A 19,131-nucleotide genomic window follows, 5' to 3' on the forward strand; every position below is an offset into this window, starting at 1 on the left:
CTCCGGGCCGCACCACGCGGCATTTCTCATGCCGACCGGGGTTTGCGGCGGCTCCACGCGACGCCGGCGAGGCACAGCACGCCGCCGATCATGCCGAGCACGGTCGGCAGCTCGCCGAGCAGCAACCACGAGAGCACGACGACGATCGCCGGCACGGCGAGCGTGGCTGAGGCTGTCGCACCGGCGGAGCTGCGCTTGAGCACGTACGCCCAGAGCAGGAACGCTACAGCGGTGGGGAAGACCCCGAGGTACACGACCGCCAGCACGGCCGGCGTCGGGGCATCGGCGAGTTCACCGATGGTCTGCGGGAGAAATGGCAGCAGCGCCACGGCGCCGACCACGCAACCGATCCAAGTCGCGCTCAGCGCGTCGGCCTCTCGCAGGGCGACCTTCTGCACGAGCACCCCGGCGGCATAGAGCACTGCGGCGAGGATGCCGAGCACGATGCCGAGCGGATCGCTGTGCGCGCCGATGCCGCCCGTCGCGATGATCACGACGCCGGTGAACGCGATGCCGATTCCGACCATGAGCGGGCGCGGGAATCCCTCTTTCAGCAGCGCACCGGCGGCGAGCGCCACGAGGAGCGGCGCGATGTTCACGAGCATCGCGGCGGTGCCCGCGTCGAGGTGGCGCTCGGCGAGATTGAGCACGAGAGTGTAGCCAGCGAACCAGAGCAGACCGTAGATCGCGATGAGCACGAGCGCGCGTGGTCGAGGCAGCGGCGGGCGGCGCCAGATGGCGATCGCGACGAGCACGGTGGCACCGACGAGCTGTCGGCCGAGCGCGAGCGGCCCGGGCGAGATCGCATCCCCGACCCCTCGGATGGCGATGAATGCCGAGGCCCAGAGCACCAGCACGATGAGCATCGCGGTCAGCACCTTCCAGCCGATCGTGGCTGGTGGCACCGGTGATTGCAGCGCGTCGGGCGCGGCCGCTGAAGGGAGTCGCATTCGTACAGCCTGACGTGCAAATCACCTCAGTACAAGCGAACGATTCTTCCTATTCGTTCAGTAACACTGTACGATCGCGGCATGGTAGACCCGCATCGACTCCGCGTGTTCCGTGCCGTGGTGCAGACCGGCTCGATCAATCAGGCCGCGACCCGGCTCGGCTACACGCCCTCGGCGGTCAGCCAGCACGTGAGCTCGCTGCAGCGCGAGACCGGGCTGACGCTCATCGAGAAGCGCGGGCGCGGCATCGTGCCGACGTCGGCCGGCATCGCCGTCGCCGACCGTGCCGCTCGAGTGCTCGACCAACTCGCCGATTTCGACTCCATGGCCGACGACCTGCGCTCCGGCCGCAGCGGCACGCTGCGCATCAGTTGCTTCATGTCGTCGAACCGCGCCTGGATGCCGGCGATCGCCGCCACACTCTTGAGCGAATTCCCGACACTGCGGCTCGAGCTCAGCCTCGTCGAGCTGAGCGGACAACACGCCGGCGAGCCCGACATCGAGCTGTACGTCGCCGAATCGGTTCGCGGCGACCGGGACCCCGCTGTCGCAGATGGCGCAGCAGACGGCTACGAGATCGAAGAGCTTCGCACCGAGGGCTACGTCGTCGTCGTGCCGAACGGGCATCCGCTCACGGTGCAGCGCTCGGTGACGCTGCGCGAGCTCGCCGACGAACCTTGGATCGACAATGACCACGCTCACGGACCATGCCGTGAGATCGCGCTGTCGGCCTGCGCCGCTCACGGGTTCGCACCGCAGTTCCGCATCCAGGCCCCCGACTATGCGACCGCCTTCGATTACGTCGCCCACAACGTCGGCGTCACCGTGCTGCCTCGCCTCGGCGTGCTCGACCTACCCGACGGCGTCACCGTACTGCCCGTCGACGATGTCGACGTGCAGCGGCGCATCATGTTGCGAGTGAAGCGCTCGATGCGAACGCACCCCGCGGTTCTGCGCATCACGGCGCTGCTGCGCGAAGCAGCACGCACCTGAGACACGGATGCATGATGCAGCGCTGAACTGCTCCGACAGTGTGCGACAACGGCCGATGGTGGAGATGGGGGGAATTGAACCCCCGTCCATCGCTGTGATTCCACGCCTTCTCCGGGCGCAGCCTGTGCAAGCGTTCTACTCGGCCCCGACCTTTGCCACAGGCGCCTAGGTCGACGAGCCCAGCCTGAGTAAAGTCCCGCGTGTCGCTCAGGCGACCACACGCAGCAAGTTCCCTAGATGACGCCAGCTACCGGGGCGGGAACAGACCCGCGGGCTGACGGACTATCGAGCTCGCTTAAGCAGCGAGGGCGAAGTCAGTGCGCTTTGAATTGGCACTTATTGTTTTCCAGAGATCGTTAACGAGATAACCCTGGATCCTCGGCCCGCTTCTCGTGGGTTCGCAGACGATGTCGAAACCGATCATCCCCATGAATCGCCGTGACTGTCGCTCAGTCGGAACTGAGTGATGAGCCTGGCGGGCCGTTGTCGCACACTGTGGAGTTTTCAAACCGGAGCGCCGATCTTTGGATCGGTGGGTGCCCGGCCTTACAGTCTAGAACAGGCGCGGCCGCTCCGCCATTCCCGAGCGGATGAATCCGGAGGTCCATGTGGCTACCGTCATCGCCGTGCGCGGCAACGCCGAAGAACGCATCCTTCCCGAACTCGGCGCCGTCTCGTTGAGCGTCGGCGCGTCGGGGGCCGAGCGCGACTCGACACTGGCGAGTACGACGGCCGCCCACGAGCAGCTCATCGCCGAGGTGCGCGAGCTCGAGGCATCCGGCGCCCTCGAAACGTGGTCCGCGGGGCAGCTCCGCGTCTCCTCGCATCGCCCGTGGAACAACGAAGGCAAGCAATTGCCGGTCGTGCATCAGGTGAGCGCCGACGTCGAGGTCGTCTTCACCGATCTCGACAAGCTCGGCGAATGGGTCAGCGCCGTCTCCGTCAACGGTCGGGTCTCCGTTGGCGGTATCGAGTGGCGACTGACAGATGCCACCCGCAAGCGCACCCAGGAACTCGCGCAGCGCGGCGCTGTCGCCGACGCCGTCGCGAAAGCGACCGTCTACGCCGCGGCGCTCGGTCTCGGGGATCCCGCGCCCGTCGAACTCGCCGACACGGGCCTGCTCACCGCGCAGCCGGTCGTGCCGGGCGGTGGCGGCGCTGAGCGGATGTACGCGATGCTCGATGCAACGATCGACTCGTCGGGCGGCGGCCCGTCGCAGTTCACGCCGGCGCAACTCGTGATCGCGGCATCCGTCGACGCCAGGTTCGCGGCCGCCGCCGCGACTGCGTAGCCGGGTCGGTTCGGCCGACGTCGAGAAGCCGACCGAGATCAGCTGGGGTCGATCAGCAGCGTCTCGAGGGCGGCGAGCTCGGAGAGCCCGAGGCCTGAGGCGAGCAGGTATTCCCTTGTCGAGCCGTGGTCGCGTTCGATGATCTCGATCACGCCTTCGATCGCCTCCCGCGGGCTGCCGCCCATGAGGATGCGCAGTTCGGGGCTGTCGGGCACGCCGTACTGCACGACGAGGCCCACCATCTCTTCGAGCCACTCCCCTGCGAGGTTCGCCTCGGTCGAGGCGTAGTCGACGATGACGGCCTCTCGGTCGACACCGACGGCGAGGAGCGCGAGTGCGATGACGATGCCCGTGCGGTCTTTGCCGGCGGTGCAGTGCACGACGACGGCGCGGTCACCGGCGCTCGAGATCTCGCGCAGGGCTGCGACGACGACCGAGGCGTGCTGGGTGACGATGCGCTCGTACAACGCCTCGAGCGAGATGCCGGCCGGGCCTTGCGAGGCGCCGGACCCCTCGAAGACGGGAAGCCGGAGTACCTCGACCTCGAGATCGCCGAGATCATCGGGCATGAACTGCGCCTCGTTGTCGTCGCGCAGGTCGATGACGATGCCGACGCCGAGTTCGCGGAGTTCGGCCCTGCCCGCCGCGCCGAGCCGGTGCAGTCCGTCGGAGCGGTAGAGCACGCCATCGCGCACCGTGCCGGTCGGTGCCGGCAAGCCGCCGACGTCGCGGAAGTTGTACGTGCCGGGCACCGGGATGCGGGTCGAGGTCTCCATCGCGAAGAGCCTACATCGCGCACCCCTTCGACAGGCTCAGGGAACTCGACAGGCTCAGGGAACTCGACAGGCTCAGGGAATGATCAGTCGCCGAGGTTGCGCCGGCTCGCCATGGCCCGGTCGGCCTCGCGCTTGTCTTGACGCTCGCGCAGCGCCTGCCGTTTGTCGAACTCCCGCTTGCCCTTCGCAATCGCGATCTCGACCTTCGCGCGCCCGTTCGAGAAATAGATCCGCAACGGCACGAGGGTGTAGCCACCCTGGCTCGTGCGGTGGCTGATCTTCACGATCTCCTGCTTGTGCAGCAGCAGCTTGCGCTTGCGCCGCGGAGCGTGGTTGTTCCAGGTGCCCTCGGTGTACTCGGGGATGTGCACCGCGTCGAGCCACATCTCGCCGCCTTCGAGGAACGCGTAGCCGTCGACGAGCGACGCCCGACCTTCACGCAGCGACTTCACCTCGGTGCCGGTCAGCACGATGCCGGCCTCATAGGTGTCCTCGATCGTGTAGTCGTGGCGCGCCTTGCGGTTGGTCGCCACGACCTTCTGACCGGTCTCCCTGGGCACGAGCGGCTCCTTGCCTCGAAACGGATGCCCCGGGGCATCCGAAGCAGCCGTTCAGTCTAACGGATGCCGCGGCATCCGTTTCGCCGGACTCGGAAGCGGCAAACTCGGGAAGCTGCGAACTAGACCTTCAGATACCTCGTGATCGCGATGCCCGCCGACGCGGCAGCGAGCAGCACCCCCACGAGGATGAGCAACGGCACCACGATGAGCGCATCGCCGAGGTCGACGAAGGTGAACGACAGGTTGTCGGCGAGGTAGCCCTGCACGAAGAAGTGCACGATCGCGACCACCGCCCCGCCCGCGAGCACGGAGCCGATGAGCCCCGCGAACACGCCCTCGAGTATGAACGGGGTCTGGATGAACCGATTCGACGCACCCACCAGCCGCATGATGCCGAGCTCTCGCCGGCGCGAGAACGCCGAGAGTCTGATAGTCGTGGCGATGAGCAGGGCGGCGGCGACGAGCATGATCGCCGCGATCGCGATCGCCGTATAGCTCGCGGAGTTCAAGACGTCGAAGATCTGATCGAGATACCGGCGCTGGTCGACCACCCCCTCGACGCCGGCCATGCCCGCAAGACTCTCGACGAGCACGGCTGCCTGCGATGGATCGACGAGGTTCACCCAGAACGTCTCGTTCAGCACCTCGGGCGTCACGTAGTCGGCCGCGGGGGTGCCCTCGAACTGCTCCTGGAAGTTCGCGAACGCCTGCTCGTGGTCCTCGAAGTAGAACTCGTCGATGAAGGGCTTCAGCGTGTCAGAGCCCAGTTGCTCCTCGATCGCGGCCTTCTGCTCTTCAGTCGCTTCACCGTCGGTGCAGCCGGCTGTGGTCGACACGCCCGTGCAGAGATAGACGGCGACCTGGGCTCGGTCGTACCAGTAGTTCTTCATCTGGCCGATCTGCAGCTGCAGCAACGCCGCGGTGCCGACGAAGGTCAGTGAGATGAACGTGACGAGCACGACGGAGACCACCATCGAGGCATTCCGGCGAAGGCCGTTCGCCGCCTCGGAGAGCACGAGACCGATCCTCATTTCGTCGGCCCCACTTCTTGGTCGTCGTCGCCTTCCCGGGGGCCTCCCGGAGCGCGCAGTCCAAGCCGTTCGGCGAGGGTCAAATGTTGGGATGCTGCGCTCCCGGGTTTCTTCGTCTTCGACGCGTCGCCCTGGCCCTGCCCGTCGCCGGCCACGGGCACGGCAGCCGTCGCTGCGGCGGTGATCGCCGCCGCGGCATCCGTCACCTCGTCGCGCTCTTCGGGCTCGACGTAGAGCGGCTGGGCTTCACGCATGACCTCGGTCGTGACCTTCGGCGCCGCACTCGTGATCGGTTCTCCGGTCGGCTGGGGGCCGGTGCCGCTGCCGGTGCCGGCGCCGTTGTCTGCATGCGTGCGGGACTCGCGAAGCGCAGCACCGTAGCCGGAGCTGCGCTCGTCGCGCACGATGTCCCCGGCCGAGAGCTCGATCACCCGGCGCTGCATCTGGTCGACGATGCCGGCCTCGTGCGTGGCCATGACGACGGTCGTGCCACTCGAGTTGATGCGCTCGAGCAAGGTCATGATGCCGGCGCTCGTCACGGGGTCGAGGTTTCCGGTCGGCTCGTCGGCCAACAGGATCTGCGGGTTGTTCACGATGGCGCGAGCGATGGCGACCCGCTGCTGCTCACCGCCCGAGAGCTCGTGGGGCATGCGCTTGCCCTTGCCGTCGAGGCCGACGAGCTTCAGCGTCTCGGGCACAGCCGACTGCACGAAGCCGCGCGACTTGCCGATGACCCGCAGGGTGAACGCCACGTTCTCATAGACCGACTTGTTCGCCAGCAGCCGGAAGTCCTGGAAGACGACGCCAAGATCGCGCCGGAAGTAGGGCACCTTGCGACTCGAGATCGAGCCCAGGTCTTGCCCGAGCACATGGATCGCACCCTTCGACGGCTTCTCCTCTTTCAGGATCAGCCGGAGGAAACTCGACTTGCCGGAGCCTGAAGCGCCGACGAGGAAAACGAACTCACCGCGGAGGATCTCAACCCCGATGTCGTTCAGGGCGGGCCTCGCCTGGCCGGGGTAGGTCTTGGTGACGGAATCGAAGCGGATCATCGCCATCGAGCCTAAGCAGGGACGGGGTGAATCGGCGCAACGACTCGCCCATCGACAGGCTCAGGGACCGCCCCTGCCCCTACTCGGCGGGGCGCTTGCGCCACTTGATGCCGGCCGCGATGAAGCCGTCGAGGTCGCCGTCGAAGACGTGGCTCGGGTTGCCGACCTCGTAGTCGGTGCGCAGGTCTTTGACCATCTGGTACGGCGCGAGCACGTACGAACGCATCTGGTCGCCCCAGCTCGCGGTGATGACGCCGGCGAGTTCCTTCTTCTGCGCGGCCTCCTGCTCCTTCTGCAGCAGCAGCAGTCGCGACTGCAGCACCCGCATAGCGGCTGCACGGTTCTGAATCTGCGACTTCTCGTTCTGCATCGACACGACCGTGCCGGTCGGCAGGTGCGTGATGCGTACGGCGGAGTCGGTCGTGTTGACCGACTGGCCACCGGGGCCGCTCGAGCGGAACACGTCGACGCGGATGTCGTTCTCGGGGATCTCGACCGACTGCGCCTCTTCCATGAGCGGGATGACCTCGACCGCGGCGAAGCTCGTCTGACGCTTGCCTGCCGCACCGAACGGGCTCATGCGCACGAGGCGGTGCGTGCCTGCCTCGACACTCAGTGTGCCGAACGCGTAGGGCGCGTCGATCTCGAACGTCGCCGACTTGATGCCCGCCTCTTCGGCGTAGCTCGTGTCCATGACGGTGGCCTTGTAGCCGTGCTGCTCGGCCCATCGCAGGTACATGCGCATGAGCATCTCGGCGAAGTCGGCGGCATCGACGCCGCCGGCACCGGCACGGATGGTGATGACCGCAGGGCGATCGTCCCATTCGCCGTCGAGCAGGGTCTGCACCTCGAGGTCGCCGATGGCCTTCTGCAGCGACTCGAGTTCGGCACGCGCCTCTGCGGCGCTCTCTTCGTCGCCCATCTCGTTGGCGAGCTCGATGAGCACCTCGAGGTCGTCGAGCCGCGAGTCGATGCTCTTCACCCGGGCGAGCTCGGTCTGACGGTGGCTGAGCGCACTCGTCACCTTCTGGGCGTTCTCGGTGTCATCCCAGAGGTCGGGAGCGCCGGCCTGCTCTGAGAGCCGCTCGATCTCCGACTGGAGGCCGTCGACGTCGACGACGGAACGGATGTCGCGGAATGTGGATCGCAGCGCGGCGATCTCCTGTGTGAGGTCAAGATCCAACATGGCCTCCCAGCCTACGCGAGTCGCCCTTCCCATGACTGATGGAGCATCCGCTCGCCTGCTCGTGCGTGACGGCTCCGGGCGGTGGCGGTGCGGGTGTAGCGTCGAATCGATGTCCGATTCAGCGTCCCGATTCTCATGGCGCTCGATCATCCTCCCGGTCTACCTGCCGACGCTCGTCTTCTCGCTCGGCGAGGGGGCGATGATCCCGATCATCCCGCTCGTGGCGACCGAACGTGGCGCCCCACTCGCGCTCGCGGGCCTCATCGCGGCGATGCTGATGGTCGGCGAGCTCGCCGGTGACCTGCCCGCCGGCTGGCTCGTGGCGCGCATCGGCGAGCGCAACGCGATGATCGGCGCCGCACTGCTCGCCGTCATCGGGGTGCTCATCGCGCTCGTCTCCCCGACCGTCGCGGCGCTCGGCATCGGCGTGTTCCTGCTGGGTCTCGCGACCGCGGTGTTCGGGCTCGCCCGGCACGCGTTCCTCACGAGCTACGTGCCGGTGCGCATCCGCGCGCGAGCTCTCTCGACGCTCGGCGGCGTGTTCCGCGCGGGCTGGGCGGTCGGACCGTTCGTCGCGGCCGCGATCATCGCGGCGACGGGCTCGAGCGAGACCGTCTTCTGGGTGCTCGTCGCAGCGTGCTTCGCGGTGATCGGCGTGCTCGTGCTGTTGCCCGACCCCGAGCGGGTCTTCGGTGTGGCGAGGCTCGCCCGCGCGGCATCCGCTGCTGAACTTCCCGATACCGCGACGGATGCTTCCGGTGAGCCGCGCACGGCCGGTGAGGCCGAGGCCGCGGCCGAGTCGTCGTCGAGCGTGTTCCGCGCGATCCGCGAGAACAGCGCAGTACTCGCCCGCATCGGCACGGGAGTGGGTCTGCTCTCGGCGCTCCGCGCGAGCCGCACGGTCGTGCTCCCCCTCTGGTCGGTCTCGATCGGCATGCCTGCCGAGCAGGCTGCGCTCGTGATCGGCATCTCGGGCACGATCGACTTCGCGCTGTTCTACGTGAGCGGCCAGATCATGGACCGTTTCGGCAGGCTCTGGAGCGCGATCCCCGGCTTGCTCGGCATGGCCGTCGGCCACATCGCGCTCGCGTTCACGCACGACCTGCCCGATGCCGCCCTCTGGTTCACGGTCATCGCCATCTGGCTCGGCCTCGCGAACGGTGTCACGAGCGGCATCATCATGACCCTCGGCGCCGACCTCGCACCGAAGCAGAACCCCGCGCCGTTCCTCGGCGCGTTCCGAATGATCGGCGACACCGGCGGGGCCGGGGCGCCGCTCATGATCGCTGCCGTGACCTCGCTCGTGTCGATCATGGCCGCGAACGTCGTGGTCGGAGCGCTCGGCCTCATCGGCGCCGCGGTGCTCTGGCGCTGGATTCCCCGCTACGTGCCGCACCGGCGACGGCGCTGATGCCGCGTTCGGCGGGCTTCAGCCAGTCGTCGCGAGCGACAGCACGACGAGAATGAGCTGCGAGACGAACACGAAGCCTCCGACGGCGACGGCGCCGATCCAGAGCCATCCGGCGACGAGTGTCGGATCGTTCTTCACTTCACGCCGCGCACGCAACCCGAGCACGACGGCGAGCCCCGAGAGGGGCAGCGAGGCGATCGCGGGCGTGAAGAGTGCGACCGCGACGATCACGACCGCGACGATCGCCGTCCACGCGTATCCTCGCCCGTCAGCTCGTGCTGCCGGGCCTCGACCCGAGTTGCCGTCGCTCATGGGTCAGCGTCCGTTGACCTTCTCGATCTGCATCACGAGGATGACCCGGTCGGCCTTGTCGGCCGGGGCCTGCTGGTCGGCGTTGCCGTAACGCTGGCCGAGGTGAACGTAGAAGGCGCCTTCCGGGTCGGGGATGACCTCGGCGAGTGTGCCGCGCAGCTCGACGTACTTCTGCGGGTTCTCGGGGTCGGTCATCTCGAGGGTCATGCGGGGGTTCGCCTGCAGGTTGCGGAACTTCGCGCGCTTCGTCGTGTGCGTGAACCGGATCGTCTGCGTCTCGGCGTCGAACTCGAACCACATCGGGTTGACCTGCACTTCGCCGTTGGGGCGCACGGTGCCGAGGTGGGCGAACACCGGTGCGGTGAGGATGCGGGTGAAGTGGTCTGATATCTCAAGGGTCATGTTCCCAGTCAATCGCACGATGAGCTGTCAGCGGAACGCGCCGTCAACGGAACGAACCGTCAATGAGACGACGAGCCATCAATGGAACACGGAACGGGCCGTCGCCGTCACCTCGATCGGCACCGACAACGGCACGAGCTCGGTGTGGATGGGCGCATACCAGACGGCCCGCATCGTGATCGTCGCGCTCTGCCCGTCGTCGGATGCCGCGCGCACGAGTTCGACGTCGTGCAGGCCGTGCACCGCGTCTCCGAGATATTCACCGGCGACCTGCTGCACCTCTGCATCGTCGAGGCTGAGCGAGAGGTGGTCGCCATCGACCTGCACAGTGTCGAGGCTCCACGCCTCGGCTGCGGCGAGCGCGGCGCCGTCGGCGAGGGTGAACAGCCGTTTTCGCTCGAGGTAGAGCGAGGTCGCCGAGACGACGACGAGCACGAGCGAGAGGCCGAGGAAGCAGTAGAAGATCGTGAGCAACAGGGTCGAGCCGTGCTCGTCGCGATCGAGACACGCTCGCACACACCGAATCATGGGCGGGTGCCGCCTGTTGTCGTGGTCGCCGCGAAGCGCGACACGGTCTGGGTGGCGCTCGCCTCGAGAGGCACGCTCGTGGCCCGGTCGAGCGAGAGGAAGTCGGGCACGAGGGGCAGCGCCACGGTGGCCGTGACGGACACTCGGACTCGCTCGCCCGGAGCGAGGCAGTCGCCGGAGGGCGAGCACGAGACGGTAACGGATGCCGCGTCGGCATCGACCCCATAGTCGTCGAGCGTCACTCGCACGGCACGTTCGACCGCGGCATCCGCTGCCCCTGCATCGATCGCTTGCACGGCGACCCGCGCCGCCTGCCTGGCCGCGCCCTCGACTGCGAGCGCACCGCCCTGAATCGCCGCGACGGCGAGCACGAGGTAGACGAGCGGCACGAGCAGGATGATGCCGACCGTGAGGAACTCGAGCGAGGCCGATCCCGACTCATTCGAGAACTTCGAGCGCAGCATGCCCCGTCACCTCCAGCGCACGGTCGACGCCGAGCAACCCCACGACGGGCAGCGGGGCACGAACTGTCACCGACACGATGGGAACGCCGCCCACAGTGGTGATGCCCGCCTCGATGTCCTTCGCATAGTCGGTCGATACGGCAGCGGCGATGAGTTCGCGCGTGCGGGCGATGCCTGCGCCTTCGCTCGAGCCGGCGAGCGCGGCGTATCTGGCTCCCTCGGCTGCGGCATCGAGCACGGTGTTTCGCACGTGAAGGGCCAACGCCAGCTGCACCACGGCGAGCGCGAGCACCGTGAGCAGGATGCCCACGAGAGTGAACTCGGCGACCGCTGAGCCCCGCTCCTGCCTCGCAAGTCGCTGCGCGGACTCCCGGAGCCGTGCAGGAAGCGCCCGGCTGCTCAGACCCCGAGCACGCGGTTGATCGCCTGGTCGAAGACGCCGGACAGGGCCGGACCGGCGAGCCCCCAGATGACGATGACCAGTCCAGCCGTCATGAGCGTGATGAGCACCCAGCCGGGTACGTCGCCTCGTTCGTCGCGGATCCGTTGCTCGATCCATCTGCGCATTGGGTTTCCTTTCGTCGGTGCACCTGACTTCGGTGCACGGGGTTGAACGGTCGTCCTCATCGGTGCTGCGGTTCATCAGAATCCCGTCTGCAGCACGAGGTAGCCCGGGAACAGCGCGTACGCGACCGTGACGGGCAGGATCAGGAAGATGAGAGGCACGAGCATCGCGACCTCTTTGCGGCCGGCGAGCTCGATGATCGTGCGTTTGGCCTCCTCACGGGCATCACCGGCTTGCGAACGAAGCACGGCCGCGAGCGGGGCGCCGCGATCGAGCGCGCCCAGCACCTGGTCGAGGGCACGGGAGAGAGCCGGATGCTCCAGATCGTCCCGAAGCTGCGCGAGCGCCTGACCGAGCGGAACCCCTGTGCCGACCGCTGCAACGACTCCGGCGAACTCTCGCGGCAGTTCACCCGAGCGAGAGCCGACGCTCGCGAGACGACGGATCGCATCGAACATGCCTTCGCCGGCGGTGAGACTGAGCGTCAGGAACTCGAGCACTGTCGGCAGTTCGGCCGAGATTCGGGCGAGGCGCCGTCGGGCAGCGCGCTGCAGCACCCAATCGCGTGCGACCGCACCGAGCGCCGCCGCGAGGAACGGTGTGGCGATGCGAACGACCGCGGGGAGCGATCCGAACGCGGGTGAGAGGAGGGCGAGCGCGGAGGCCATGGCGAACGCCCCGGCACTCCACGCCAATTGCTCACCTCTGAACCGTTCGACCGTCGCAGTCGACCCTGCTTGTCTGAGGCGTCGCGCGATCGTGTCGGCACCGCCGAGCCACTCCGAGACGAGCGTTCGGAGCGCGCGGGCAGCAGGGCCGATGAGGAATCCCAGCACCGGCGTCGGGTCGGCCGGACGTCTCGCGAGCAATGCCCGCGCCTCGGCTGAGATGTCGGCGACGTACGGAGCGACACGATCGACCAGCCTGGGGCGGCCCACACGCGGCACAGCCGAGACGACGAGCCAGAGTCCGAGGCCGAGCACTGCGCCGAAGACGAGTCCGAGCGCCGAGACACCGTTCAGTGGAACCATCGGCGCTCCTCGGGCAGTCTGCCGAGGGCGACCATCGCCTGGTAGGCCACGATGGTCACGACCACTCCGGCGATGATCAGGGCGGTGCCGGCGGCGGAGTCGTAGGCGACGATCGTCTCGGGTCGCGAAGCGAGAACGAGCAGCAGCAGCCAGGGCGCTGCGACGCCGAGGCGGGCCGCGTTGCGGATCCAGGACTGCCTGGCGACGACTTCGCCGCGAAGCGCCGCGTCTTCGCGGAGATAGCCTGCGAGGCCTCGGAGCACCGCCGTGACGTCACTGCCGCCGACCTCACGGGCCATGCGGAGGGTCTCGAAGATGCGGTCGGCGACGGGGTCGGCCAGCGAATCCTTCAGACGGTCGAGGCACGCACCGAAGTTGCCCGTGCGCCGGTATTCGTCGTCGAAGGCGGCGAACGCCGGGCGGGTCGGTGCCGGACCGAGGTCGGCGAGAGCGCCGAGGCTGTCGGGCAACGACATGCCGGCTCGCACCGATGCAACGAGGTGGTCGACGACATCGGGCCATACCGCGCGATTGGTCGCCCGCCGGCGTGCGGCCCGCGCACGCACGAGCAGCGGGACGATGGCCGCGCCCAGCACCGTCGCAACCACGGTGAGCACGGGCACCATGAAGACCGCCTGTGCGACCGCGCCGCACACGATCGCAAGCACGGCGACGACGACCACGATGACGGCGACCGGCACCCCGCCGAGCCCGGCGAGGGCGAGCTGGTCGCGGACCCGTCCGCTCCCGGCACGGCCCTCGGCACGCGCACCCTTGGCCGGCCACATGAGCGGGGAGAAGGCCAGCAGCACACCGAGGCCCAGCAGCGCCCCGAGCACGAGGCTCATCGGTGGGCCGCCGGGAGCACGATGCCGGGGTCCAGCCCCGTGGCACGGTACTTCTCGAGTCGCGCCGGCGTCGCGCCTGTAGCGACGAGCTCGCCATTGCGCGAGACGAAGACCGCGTCGGCGTCGACGGACGCCCCGGTGCATCCGCCGGTCGGTGCGGTGATCTCGGAGACCCGACGATGACCGTCACGATCGATCGCGAGATGCACGACGAGGTCGATGCAGCTTGCGACGGTCGGCACGACGAACGAGGAGTCGATGTTGCGCCCCGCGAGCAGAGGCAGCGTGCAGAGCTTCGCGAGCGCGTCGCGCGCGGAGTTGGCGTGGATCGTGCACATGCCAGGCAGACCCGAGTTCAACGCGATGAGCAGGTCGAGACTCTCGGCTTCACGCACTTCGCCGACGATGAGCCGGTCGGGCCGCATGCGCAGCGCCTCTTTGATGAGCCGGCGCAGCGTGATCTCACCAGTGCCCTCGAGACTCGGTTGACGGCATTGCAACGCCACGAGGTCACGCACATCGAGATCGAGCTCGAACGTCTCTTCAACGGTGACGACCCGGTCACTCGCGCGCGCTCCGGACATGAGTGCGTTGAGCATGGTGGTCTTGCCCGTGTGCGTCGCACCCGATACGAGGATGTTGGTGCCGGCGAGCACACTCATGCGCAGGAACTCGGAGGCGTGCGGCGTGAGGGAGCCGAGCTCGATGAGCTGCGTGAGCGAGCGGATGCGGCGCTGGAACTTTCGGATGTTCACGGCCCAGTGCGCCCGCGCGACATCTGGGATGGCGACGTGCAGCCGCGAGCCGTCGGGCAGCGAGGCATCGACGAAGGGCGACGAGAGGTCGACGCGGCGACCCGAGTGCTGCAGCATCCGTTCGACGAGCTCTCGCACCTCGCGATCCGAGAGCACGACGGTCGTCAGCTCTGACACGCCGTGGCGGGCTACGAACACCTTGGTGGGCGCATTGATCCAGATCTCTTCGACCTCGGGGTCATCGAAGTAGGGCTGCAGCTGACCGTAACCGGTGATCGAGGCGACCACGTCGCGAGCGATGCCGTGCTCGTCGCCGAGCTGGGCATGCGCGCCGGCGAGTGCGCGCTCGCTGTAGCGCCGTACCTCTTCATGCGCGTAGCGCGCGGCCGCCGACTCATCGCGCGTGAGATCGACCCCGTCGCGGAGCACCCGTGTGCGCACCCGGTCGGCGATGGTGCGCACGGGATCGGTCATGGCATCCATCATGCGGTGCAGCGGATGCCCCGACCCGAAGTTATCCACAGGCGCGGACTTCGCTCCCACAAGGCTGCCCGCGCCGTCATCGCAGCCGACGCCCCGCTCACTATGATCGACACACCCGAATGGAGAACCCATGAGCATCGCCCTCGATTCCGACGTCGCCCGCGCCGCGCTCGCCAAGCGCGACCTGGTCGTCGATCTCGCCCGCGTCGCGTGCGTGCTGTTCGTCGTGGTGATCCACTTGCTCATGATCGGCGTCGGATTCGGCCCTGACGGGGCGATCATCGCCTCGCGCCCGCTCGAGGCGCAGCCGTGGTTCGCGGGCGCGACATGGGTGGGGCAGATCATGCCGCTCTTCTTCGCGCTCGGCGGCTTCACAGCGCTGACCGCTTGGCGCAGCCTCGAGAAGCGCGGGGGCGACCAGGTCGACTTCGTCCGCGGTCGCGTGCTGCGTCTCGCCCGACCCGCTCTGCCGCTCTTCATCTTCTTCTCGGTCGCCCTCGGAGCTGCGACGGTCGCCGGCGGCGACCCGGCACTGCTCGACACTGTGGCGACGGGCGTCGGTACCCCGCTCTGGTTCATCGCGGCGTTCCTGCTCGCGCAGGCGTTCGCTCCGACGATGCTTCGGCTGCACACCATCGCACCCACACGCACCATGCTGATTCTCTTCATCGGCGCCGTCGTGATCGATGCCGTCCGCATCACGATCGGCGTCACCGCGATCGGCCTCGTGAACCTCGTCTTCGTGTGGTTCTTCGTGCAGCAACTCGGGTTCTGGTACGCCGATGGCTGGTTCCGGGCGCAGCGCCTTACCTCTCTCCTCGGCGTCGTCGTGATCGCGTACGCAATGATCGGTGCGCTCGTGGCCCTCGGGCTGTACTCCCCCGATATGCTCGCAAACCTCAACCCGCCGACGTTGCCGCTCGCGCTGCTCGGCATCGCCCAGGTGTGCCTCCTCGCGGTGTTCCACCGCCCTCTCGCGGCCCTGATGCGGCGATCGTCGATGCAGAAGGCGGTGTTCCTCGTGGGCGCTCGCGCCATGACGGTCTACCTCTGGCATCTGCCGGTGATCATCGCGGTGTCGGGCGTCGCCTTGCTGCTTCCATCGCTCTCGCCGGTTCCCGGCAGCGACGCCTGGTGGGCGACGCGGCCGATCGTGCTCGTCATCGTGCTGGCGATCGCGTTGCTCATCACCGTGCCGCTCGCCCGATTCGAGACGGCGTCGACGGCCATCCCAGACGGCCTCCGGCGTCCCGATGCCGCGGCGACGTGGACTGCAGCCGCGCTCGCCTTCCTCCCGGCGTTCGCCGTCATGGAGTTCTTCCTCGACCTCCCCATCGCCCTCGCGGGCGCCGCGTCACTCGCTACGGCAGTGTGGTTGCTCCGAGGGCGGCGCCCGCTACACGCCTAGACTGATCGGGCACTTCGCGGGAGTGGTGAAATCGGTAGACACGCAGGATTTAGGTTCCTGTGCCTTCGGGCGTGTGGGTTCGAGTCCCACCTTCCGCACGATCGATCGTGCGAGCCGGCAAACACGGATGTCGCAGCTCGCGTTGTCGCGCTACGTTCGTCTCAGGGCCGTCATTCCGACGGCGTCAGACGAGAGGAAGCTGGCCATGACTGATTTCGTCGATCCCCTTGAAGAGCCGCTCGGTCTCGACCGCGATCCCAATCGCCCGCAGCAACAGTCGCCAGAGATCGACGACGACTGGATCGAGTACGACGCCGACGGCAATGAGATCGCGAAGGACGAACCCTCCGACTGAGCTCAGCCTCTCGGCGGCCCGGCGGCGATGCGCTCGCGAGCGTACGCTTCGATGCGCTCGGCCGGCACCGACCAATCGGACTCGAGCCACCAGGTGGCGCCCGCGTCGGCCCACTGCTGCACGATGGCAGCGTCGGCCGCGGCATCGGTGCCGCTCGTCGTGCCTTCTTGGATCACGTCGAACGGCTGATCTGCGAGACCCAGCGCTTCACGCTCAGCATGTATCCACGCGATCGCTTCGGCCGCGATCTCGGGAGTGAAGAGCCGCGCCTGCTCTTCGGGGCTCGCGGGCGACGCCCCAGGCGGTGCGTAATTCGGAATCCACCCGTCGTACGCCGCGACACGGCGCATCGACTTCATGCGCGGCCAGAGCCCGACGACCCACGTCGGAATGCGGGGCTGTTGCACGATCGCCGGCGGCAGCATCGAATCGGTGCGCGCGGCCCGATAGTGCTGCCCCTCGTATTCGAACGGCTCGGCGCGCCACAGCTGCTGCATGAGCTCGAGCGACTCGTCGAGCAGTTCGGCGCGATGCTTGCGGCCGGGGTCGTCTTCGAAGATCCAGAATCGGGGCTCGGCCTCGGAAACGCCGAGCCCGGCTGAGAGGATGACGCGGCCGCCCGAGAGCCGGTCGACGGTCATGGTCTGCCCGGCGAGCTCCCACGGGCGGCGGCGTGGCACCGGCGTGAGCATCGTGCCGAGGCGGATGCGCTCGGTAACCATCGCCGCTGCCGCGAGCGTGGCCCAGGGGTCGGTGGCCCAGATGCCCTCCCACACGAAGAAGCCGTGCCAGCCGGCCGCTTCAGCGAGCGGCGCGAGCTCGACCGCGAGGTTCGGATCGGTACCGGTGAAGATGAACCCGTGCTTCATGCGGGCGACGCTACAGCCGACCTCCGACAACTGGTTCGCTCCACGCGATCTCGTGGTTGTAGAGCCAGTCGTTGCGGGTGTCATCGCGGGCCTTCTTCAGGAACATCGGCAGCATTGCATCGCGCATGGCGATGCCGAGCCGCGACTTCGTGACGCGCTTCTGCTTGTTGATCGCCCGCGCGTACCCGACGACGGCCTCGGCGCGGGGCTGCCGCAGCCGTTGGTATTCGGTGAACGCCGCCGCACGGTCGGGCGCATCGCGCAGGCAGCGTGCGAGCGTGATCGCGTCTTCGAGGGCGAGGGATGCCCCCTGGCCGGCGCTCGGCGAGATGGCGTGCACCGCGTCGCCGACGGCGACGACGCGCCCTCGACTCCAGTGCGGCACGTGCGCGAGATCGTCGATCGGGTAGCCGCGCAGCTCGCCGTTCACGTGCTCGAGGATCTGCGGCACGGGAGCGGGGTCGTCGGCGTGCAGGTCGCGCAGCTGGGCGAGCCATTCCTCGCCCGTCACGGATCGCAGCTCGGCCCGATCGACATCGGCTCGGGTGACGTTCGCGAACCAGTAGACCTCGCCGTCGTCGCGCACGAGGTACCCGAAGAACGAGCGGCGCCCGAACACCATGTGCTGTGCGCTCGGCGTGGGCGCGAGACCGGGCACCTGGGCGAAGCCGCCGAGACCGACGAGTCCTGAATACAGGGGTGCCGGGGCATCCGAGTCGATGTGACGACGGGTGGGCGAGCCGACGCCGTCGGCTCCGATGAGCACGTCGCCCGTCACGGTGCGGCCGTCGGCGAAGATCGCCCGCACCGAGGCATCCGTCTGTTCGATGCGTTCGAGCCGCGCACCGAAGGTGAAGGCGATGCCGGCTGCCTGTGCGGCCTCGCGCAGCACACGGTGCAGGATACCGCGGCGCACCACCACGCTTCCCCGTTCGGGTTCGCGGGCGGGGCCGTTCGGCACGGTGCCGAGCTCTCGACCCGTGCTCGACCACATGACCATCTGGGGCGAGGGATGCCCCTCGGCCACGAGCTGATCGCGCAGGCCGAGCTCGTCGAGGACGGCGAGCCCGTTGGTTGCGACGTTCAGGAAGAGCCCCGCGTACGCGTCGGGCTCGGCGGTGGCCTCGAAGATCTCGATCTCCCACCCCGCACGCTGCAGGAAGAGGGCAGTGGCGGGGCCCGCGACGCCGCCTCCGATGATGAGCGCGCGTGGCATGGGATGCTCCTTCAGTAGACTGTGATGCGAGAGTCTCGATTTCCGAGCCTCTCGATAGTAGAGAGAATACGCGATGATGGCACAGGCGTCAACACGGGCGCGAGAGATGGAGCGCGCCGGCGAAGTGATGCGCGAATTCATGGCCCGCGCCGTGCTCTTCCAAGACGCCGTCGCGAAATGGGGCGGTCTGAACGGCACCGACCTGCAGTGCGCGAGCCTGCTGATCAGCGAGGGTCCGGCGACCCCCGGCGAGCTGGCCGATCGCGCCGGACTCACCGCCGGCGGCGCCATCACGACCGCGATCGACCGACTCGAGGGCGAGGGCTTCGTCACGCGCGACCGCGATCCGAACGACCGGCGCCGCGTCATCGTCACCGCGAACCCCGTCGCGATCTACACGCGATTCGGGGAGGTCTACGGCCGCGTCGGGGCCCGCTGGAACGCGTACCTCGACACCCTGAGCGACGAACAGCTCGCTTTCGCGAACGACCTCTTCGCGCGCGCGGCCGAGGTGAATCGCGAGGAGATCGAGTTGCTCCGCGGTCGCTGAAGCTTCCCACCGAGCCGTTCGCCCCGTAGGCTTGTGAGGTAACCCTTACCTAACTCACCTCCCAGGAAGGGTCGTCATGCCGATCGCTCCCCCG

At 68.1% G+C, this 19,131-nt stretch carries 23 protein-coding genes, 1 tRNA gene and 1 other RNA gene; 7 read left to right on the forward strand and 18 right to left on the reverse strand.

Annotated elements, in window-relative coordinates:
* Positions 1–26: 26 nt before the first annotated feature.
* The gene (locus tag AC1C2U_RS04620; protein WP_495360532.1) at positions 27–950 is read right to left on the reverse strand and encodes a DMT family transporter; all 924 of its coding nucleotides are present in this window, start codon (positions 948–950) and stop codon (positions 27–29) included.
* Positions 951–1,031: 81 nt separating this feature from the next.
* Between AC1C2U_RS04620 and AC1C2U_RS04625 the strand changes: the two genes are divergently transcribed.
* Positions 1,032–1,943 (forward strand): LysR family transcriptional regulator, encoded by a 912-nt coding sequence (locus AC1C2U_RS04625; RefSeq protein WP_495360533.1) that lies wholly within the window; start codon positions 1,032–1,034, stop codon positions 1,941–1,943.
* A gap of 56 nt (positions 1,944–1,999) precedes the next feature.
* On the opposite strand, the gene ssrA is transcribed toward AC1C2U_RS04625, so the two are convergent.
* Positions 2,000–2,371, reverse strand: a transfer-messenger RNA (tmRNA) gene (ssrA, locus tag AC1C2U_RS04630).
* 180 nt (positions 2,372–2,551) lie between these two features.
* On the opposite strand from ssrA, the gene AC1C2U_RS04635 reads away from it, so the two are divergent.
* Positions 2,552–3,235, forward strand: coding sequence for an SIMPL domain-containing protein (locus AC1C2U_RS04635; RefSeq protein WP_495360534.1), 684 nt, complete (start codon positions 2,552–2,554; stop codon positions 3,233–3,235).
* A gap of 38 nt (positions 3,236–3,273) precedes the next feature.
* Here the strand turns inward: AC1C2U_RS04635 and AC1C2U_RS04640 are convergent, their stop codons facing one another.
* The 5 genes from AC1C2U_RS04640 to prfB all read right to left on the reverse strand — a co-directional run bounded on the left by AC1C2U_RS04640 (position 3,274) and on the right by prfB (position 7,840).
* A complete protein-coding gene (locus tag AC1C2U_RS04640) occupies positions 3,274–4,011 on the reverse strand; it encodes a tyrosine-protein phosphatase (RefSeq protein ID WP_495360535.1) in 738 nt (245 codons plus the stop codon).
* A gap of 83 nt (positions 4,012–4,094) precedes the next feature.
* A complete protein-coding gene (smpB, locus tag AC1C2U_RS04645; protein WP_495360536.1) occupies positions 4,095–4,571 on the reverse strand; it encodes an SsrA-binding protein SmpB in 477 nt (158 codons plus the stop codon).
* Positions 4,572–4,690: 119 nt separating this feature from the next.
* Positions 4,691–5,602 (reverse strand): permease-like cell division protein FtsX, encoded by a 912-nt coding sequence (gene ftsX, locus AC1C2U_RS04650; RefSeq protein WP_495360537.1) that lies wholly within the window; start codon positions 5,600–5,602, stop codon positions 4,691–4,693.
* Complete coding sequence (ftsE, locus tag AC1C2U_RS04655; RefSeq protein WP_495360538.1) at positions 5,599–6,654, reverse strand: cell division ATP-binding protein FtsE; 1,056 nt, start codon at positions 6,652–6,654, stop codon at positions 5,599–5,601. Before ftsE ends, ftsX begins: the two co-directional genes overlap by 4 nt.
* A gap of 79 nt (positions 6,655–6,733) precedes the next feature.
* A complete protein-coding gene (gene prfB / locus AC1C2U_RS04660; RefSeq protein ID WP_495360539.1) occupies positions 6,734–7,840 on the reverse strand; it encodes a peptide chain release factor 2 in 1,107 nt (368 codons plus the stop codon).
* A 109-nt stretch (positions 7,841–7,949) separates the two neighbouring features.
* Here prfB and AC1C2U_RS04665 point away from each other — a divergent pair, with 109 nt between their 5' ends.
* Positions 7,950–9,251, forward strand: a complete 1,302-nt coding sequence (locus AC1C2U_RS04665; RefSeq protein WP_495360540.1) for an MFS transporter — start codon at positions 7,950–7,952, stop codon at positions 9,249–9,251.
* A gap of 18 nt (positions 9,252–9,269) precedes the next feature.
* Here AC1C2U_RS04665 and AC1C2U_RS04670 read toward each other — a convergent pair whose 3' ends face one another.
* From AC1C2U_RS04670 to AC1C2U_RS04710, 9 genes are all read right to left on the reverse strand, one after another.
* Positions 9,270–9,563 carry a hypothetical protein gene (locus AC1C2U_RS04670; protein ID WP_495360541.1) on the reverse strand — a complete coding sequence of 98 codons (294 nt, stop codon included), beginning with the start codon at positions 9,561–9,563 and terminating at the stop codon, positions 9,270–9,272.
* Positions 9,564–9,566: 3 nt separating this feature from the next.
* Positions 9,567–9,965: a PPOX class F420-dependent oxidoreductase gene (locus tag AC1C2U_RS04675; RefSeq protein ID WP_495360542.1), complete on the reverse strand. Its 399-nt coding sequence runs from the start codon at positions 9,963–9,965 to the stop codon at positions 9,567–9,569.
* 78 nt (positions 9,966–10,043) lie between these two features.
* On the reverse strand, positions 10,044–10,481 hold the full coding sequence (locus tag AC1C2U_RS04680; RefSeq protein ID WP_495360543.1) for a pilus assembly protein TadG-related protein: 438 nt from the start codon (positions 10,479–10,481) through the stop codon (positions 10,044–10,046).
* Positions 10,482–10,489: 8 nt separating this feature from the next.
* Entirely contained in the window at positions 10,490–10,957 is a 468-nt protein-coding gene (locus AC1C2U_RS04685; RefSeq protein WP_495360544.1) for a TadE family protein, read from the reverse strand.
* Complete coding sequence (locus AC1C2U_RS04690; RefSeq protein WP_495360837.1) at positions 10,932–11,360, reverse strand: TadE/TadG family type IV pilus assembly protein; 429 nt, start codon at positions 11,358–11,360, stop codon at positions 10,932–10,934. The genes AC1C2U_RS04685 and AC1C2U_RS04690 overlap by 26 nt, the downstream gene beginning before the upstream one ends.
* Positions 11,357–11,524, reverse strand: coding sequence for a hypothetical protein (locus tag AC1C2U_RS04695; RefSeq protein ID WP_495360545.1), 168 nt, complete (start codon positions 11,522–11,524; stop codon positions 11,357–11,359). Before AC1C2U_RS04695 ends, AC1C2U_RS04690 begins: the two co-directional genes overlap by 4 nt.
* 75 nt (positions 11,525–11,599) lie before the next feature.
* Positions 11,600–12,553, reverse strand: a complete 954-nt coding sequence (locus AC1C2U_RS04700; protein WP_495360546.1) for a type II secretion system F family protein — start codon at positions 12,551–12,553, stop codon at positions 11,600–11,602.
* Complete coding sequence (locus tag AC1C2U_RS04705) at positions 12,541–13,401, reverse strand: type II secretion system F family protein (protein ID WP_495360547.1); 861 nt, start codon at positions 13,399–13,401, stop codon at positions 12,541–12,543. Before AC1C2U_RS04705 ends, AC1C2U_RS04700 begins: the two co-directional genes overlap by 13 nt.
* Positions 13,398–14,630, reverse strand: coding sequence for a TadA family conjugal transfer-associated ATPase (locus tag AC1C2U_RS04710; RefSeq protein WP_495360548.1), 1,233 nt, complete (start codon positions 14,628–14,630; stop codon positions 13,398–13,400). Before AC1C2U_RS04710 ends, AC1C2U_RS04705 begins: the two co-directional genes overlap by 4 nt.
* Before the next feature lie 139 nt (positions 14,631–14,769).
* Between AC1C2U_RS04710 and AC1C2U_RS04715 the strand changes: the two genes are divergently transcribed.
* The 3 genes from AC1C2U_RS04715 (at position 14,770) to AC1C2U_RS04725 (ending at position 16,402) form a co-directional block, all read left to right on the forward strand.
* Positions 14,770–16,047 carry an acyltransferase family protein gene (locus AC1C2U_RS04715; protein WP_495360549.1) on the forward strand — a complete coding sequence of 426 codons (1,278 nt, stop codon included), beginning with the start codon at positions 14,770–14,772 and terminating at the stop codon, positions 16,045–16,047.
* A gap of 16 nt (positions 16,048–16,063) precedes the next feature.
* Positions 16,064–16,145, forward strand: a tRNA-Leu gene (locus AC1C2U_RS04720).
* 107 nt (positions 16,146–16,252) lie between these two features.
* Positions 16,253–16,402, forward strand: coding sequence for a hypothetical protein (locus AC1C2U_RS04725; RefSeq protein ID WP_495360550.1), 150 nt, complete (start codon positions 16,253–16,255; stop codon positions 16,400–16,402).
* A 2-nt stretch (positions 16,403–16,404) separates the two neighbouring features.
* On the opposite strand, the gene AC1C2U_RS04730 is transcribed toward AC1C2U_RS04725, so the two are convergent.
* Together AC1C2U_RS04730 and AC1C2U_RS04735 are read right to left on the reverse strand one after the other, a co-directional pair.
* A complete protein-coding gene (locus AC1C2U_RS04730; protein WP_495360551.1) occupies positions 16,405–17,271 on the reverse strand; it encodes an LLM class flavin-dependent oxidoreductase in 867 nt (288 codons plus the stop codon).
* A gap of 10 nt (positions 17,272–17,281) precedes the next feature.
* The gene (locus AC1C2U_RS04735) at positions 17,282–18,487 is read right to left on the reverse strand and encodes an FAD-dependent oxidoreductase (RefSeq protein WP_495360552.1); all 1,206 of its coding nucleotides are present in this window, start codon (positions 18,485–18,487) and stop codon (positions 17,282–17,284) included.
* Between the two features lie 73 nt (positions 18,488–18,560).
* On the opposite strand from AC1C2U_RS04735, the gene AC1C2U_RS04740 reads away from it, so the two are divergent.
* The gene (locus AC1C2U_RS04740) at positions 18,561–19,037 is read left to right on the forward strand and encodes a MarR family transcriptional regulator (protein WP_495360553.1); all 477 of its coding nucleotides are present in this window, start codon (positions 18,561–18,563) and stop codon (positions 19,035–19,037) included.
* Positions 19,038–19,131 lie beyond the last annotated feature (94 nt).

The sequence above is a fragment of the Agromyces sp. Y575 genome, assembly GCF_059445445.1.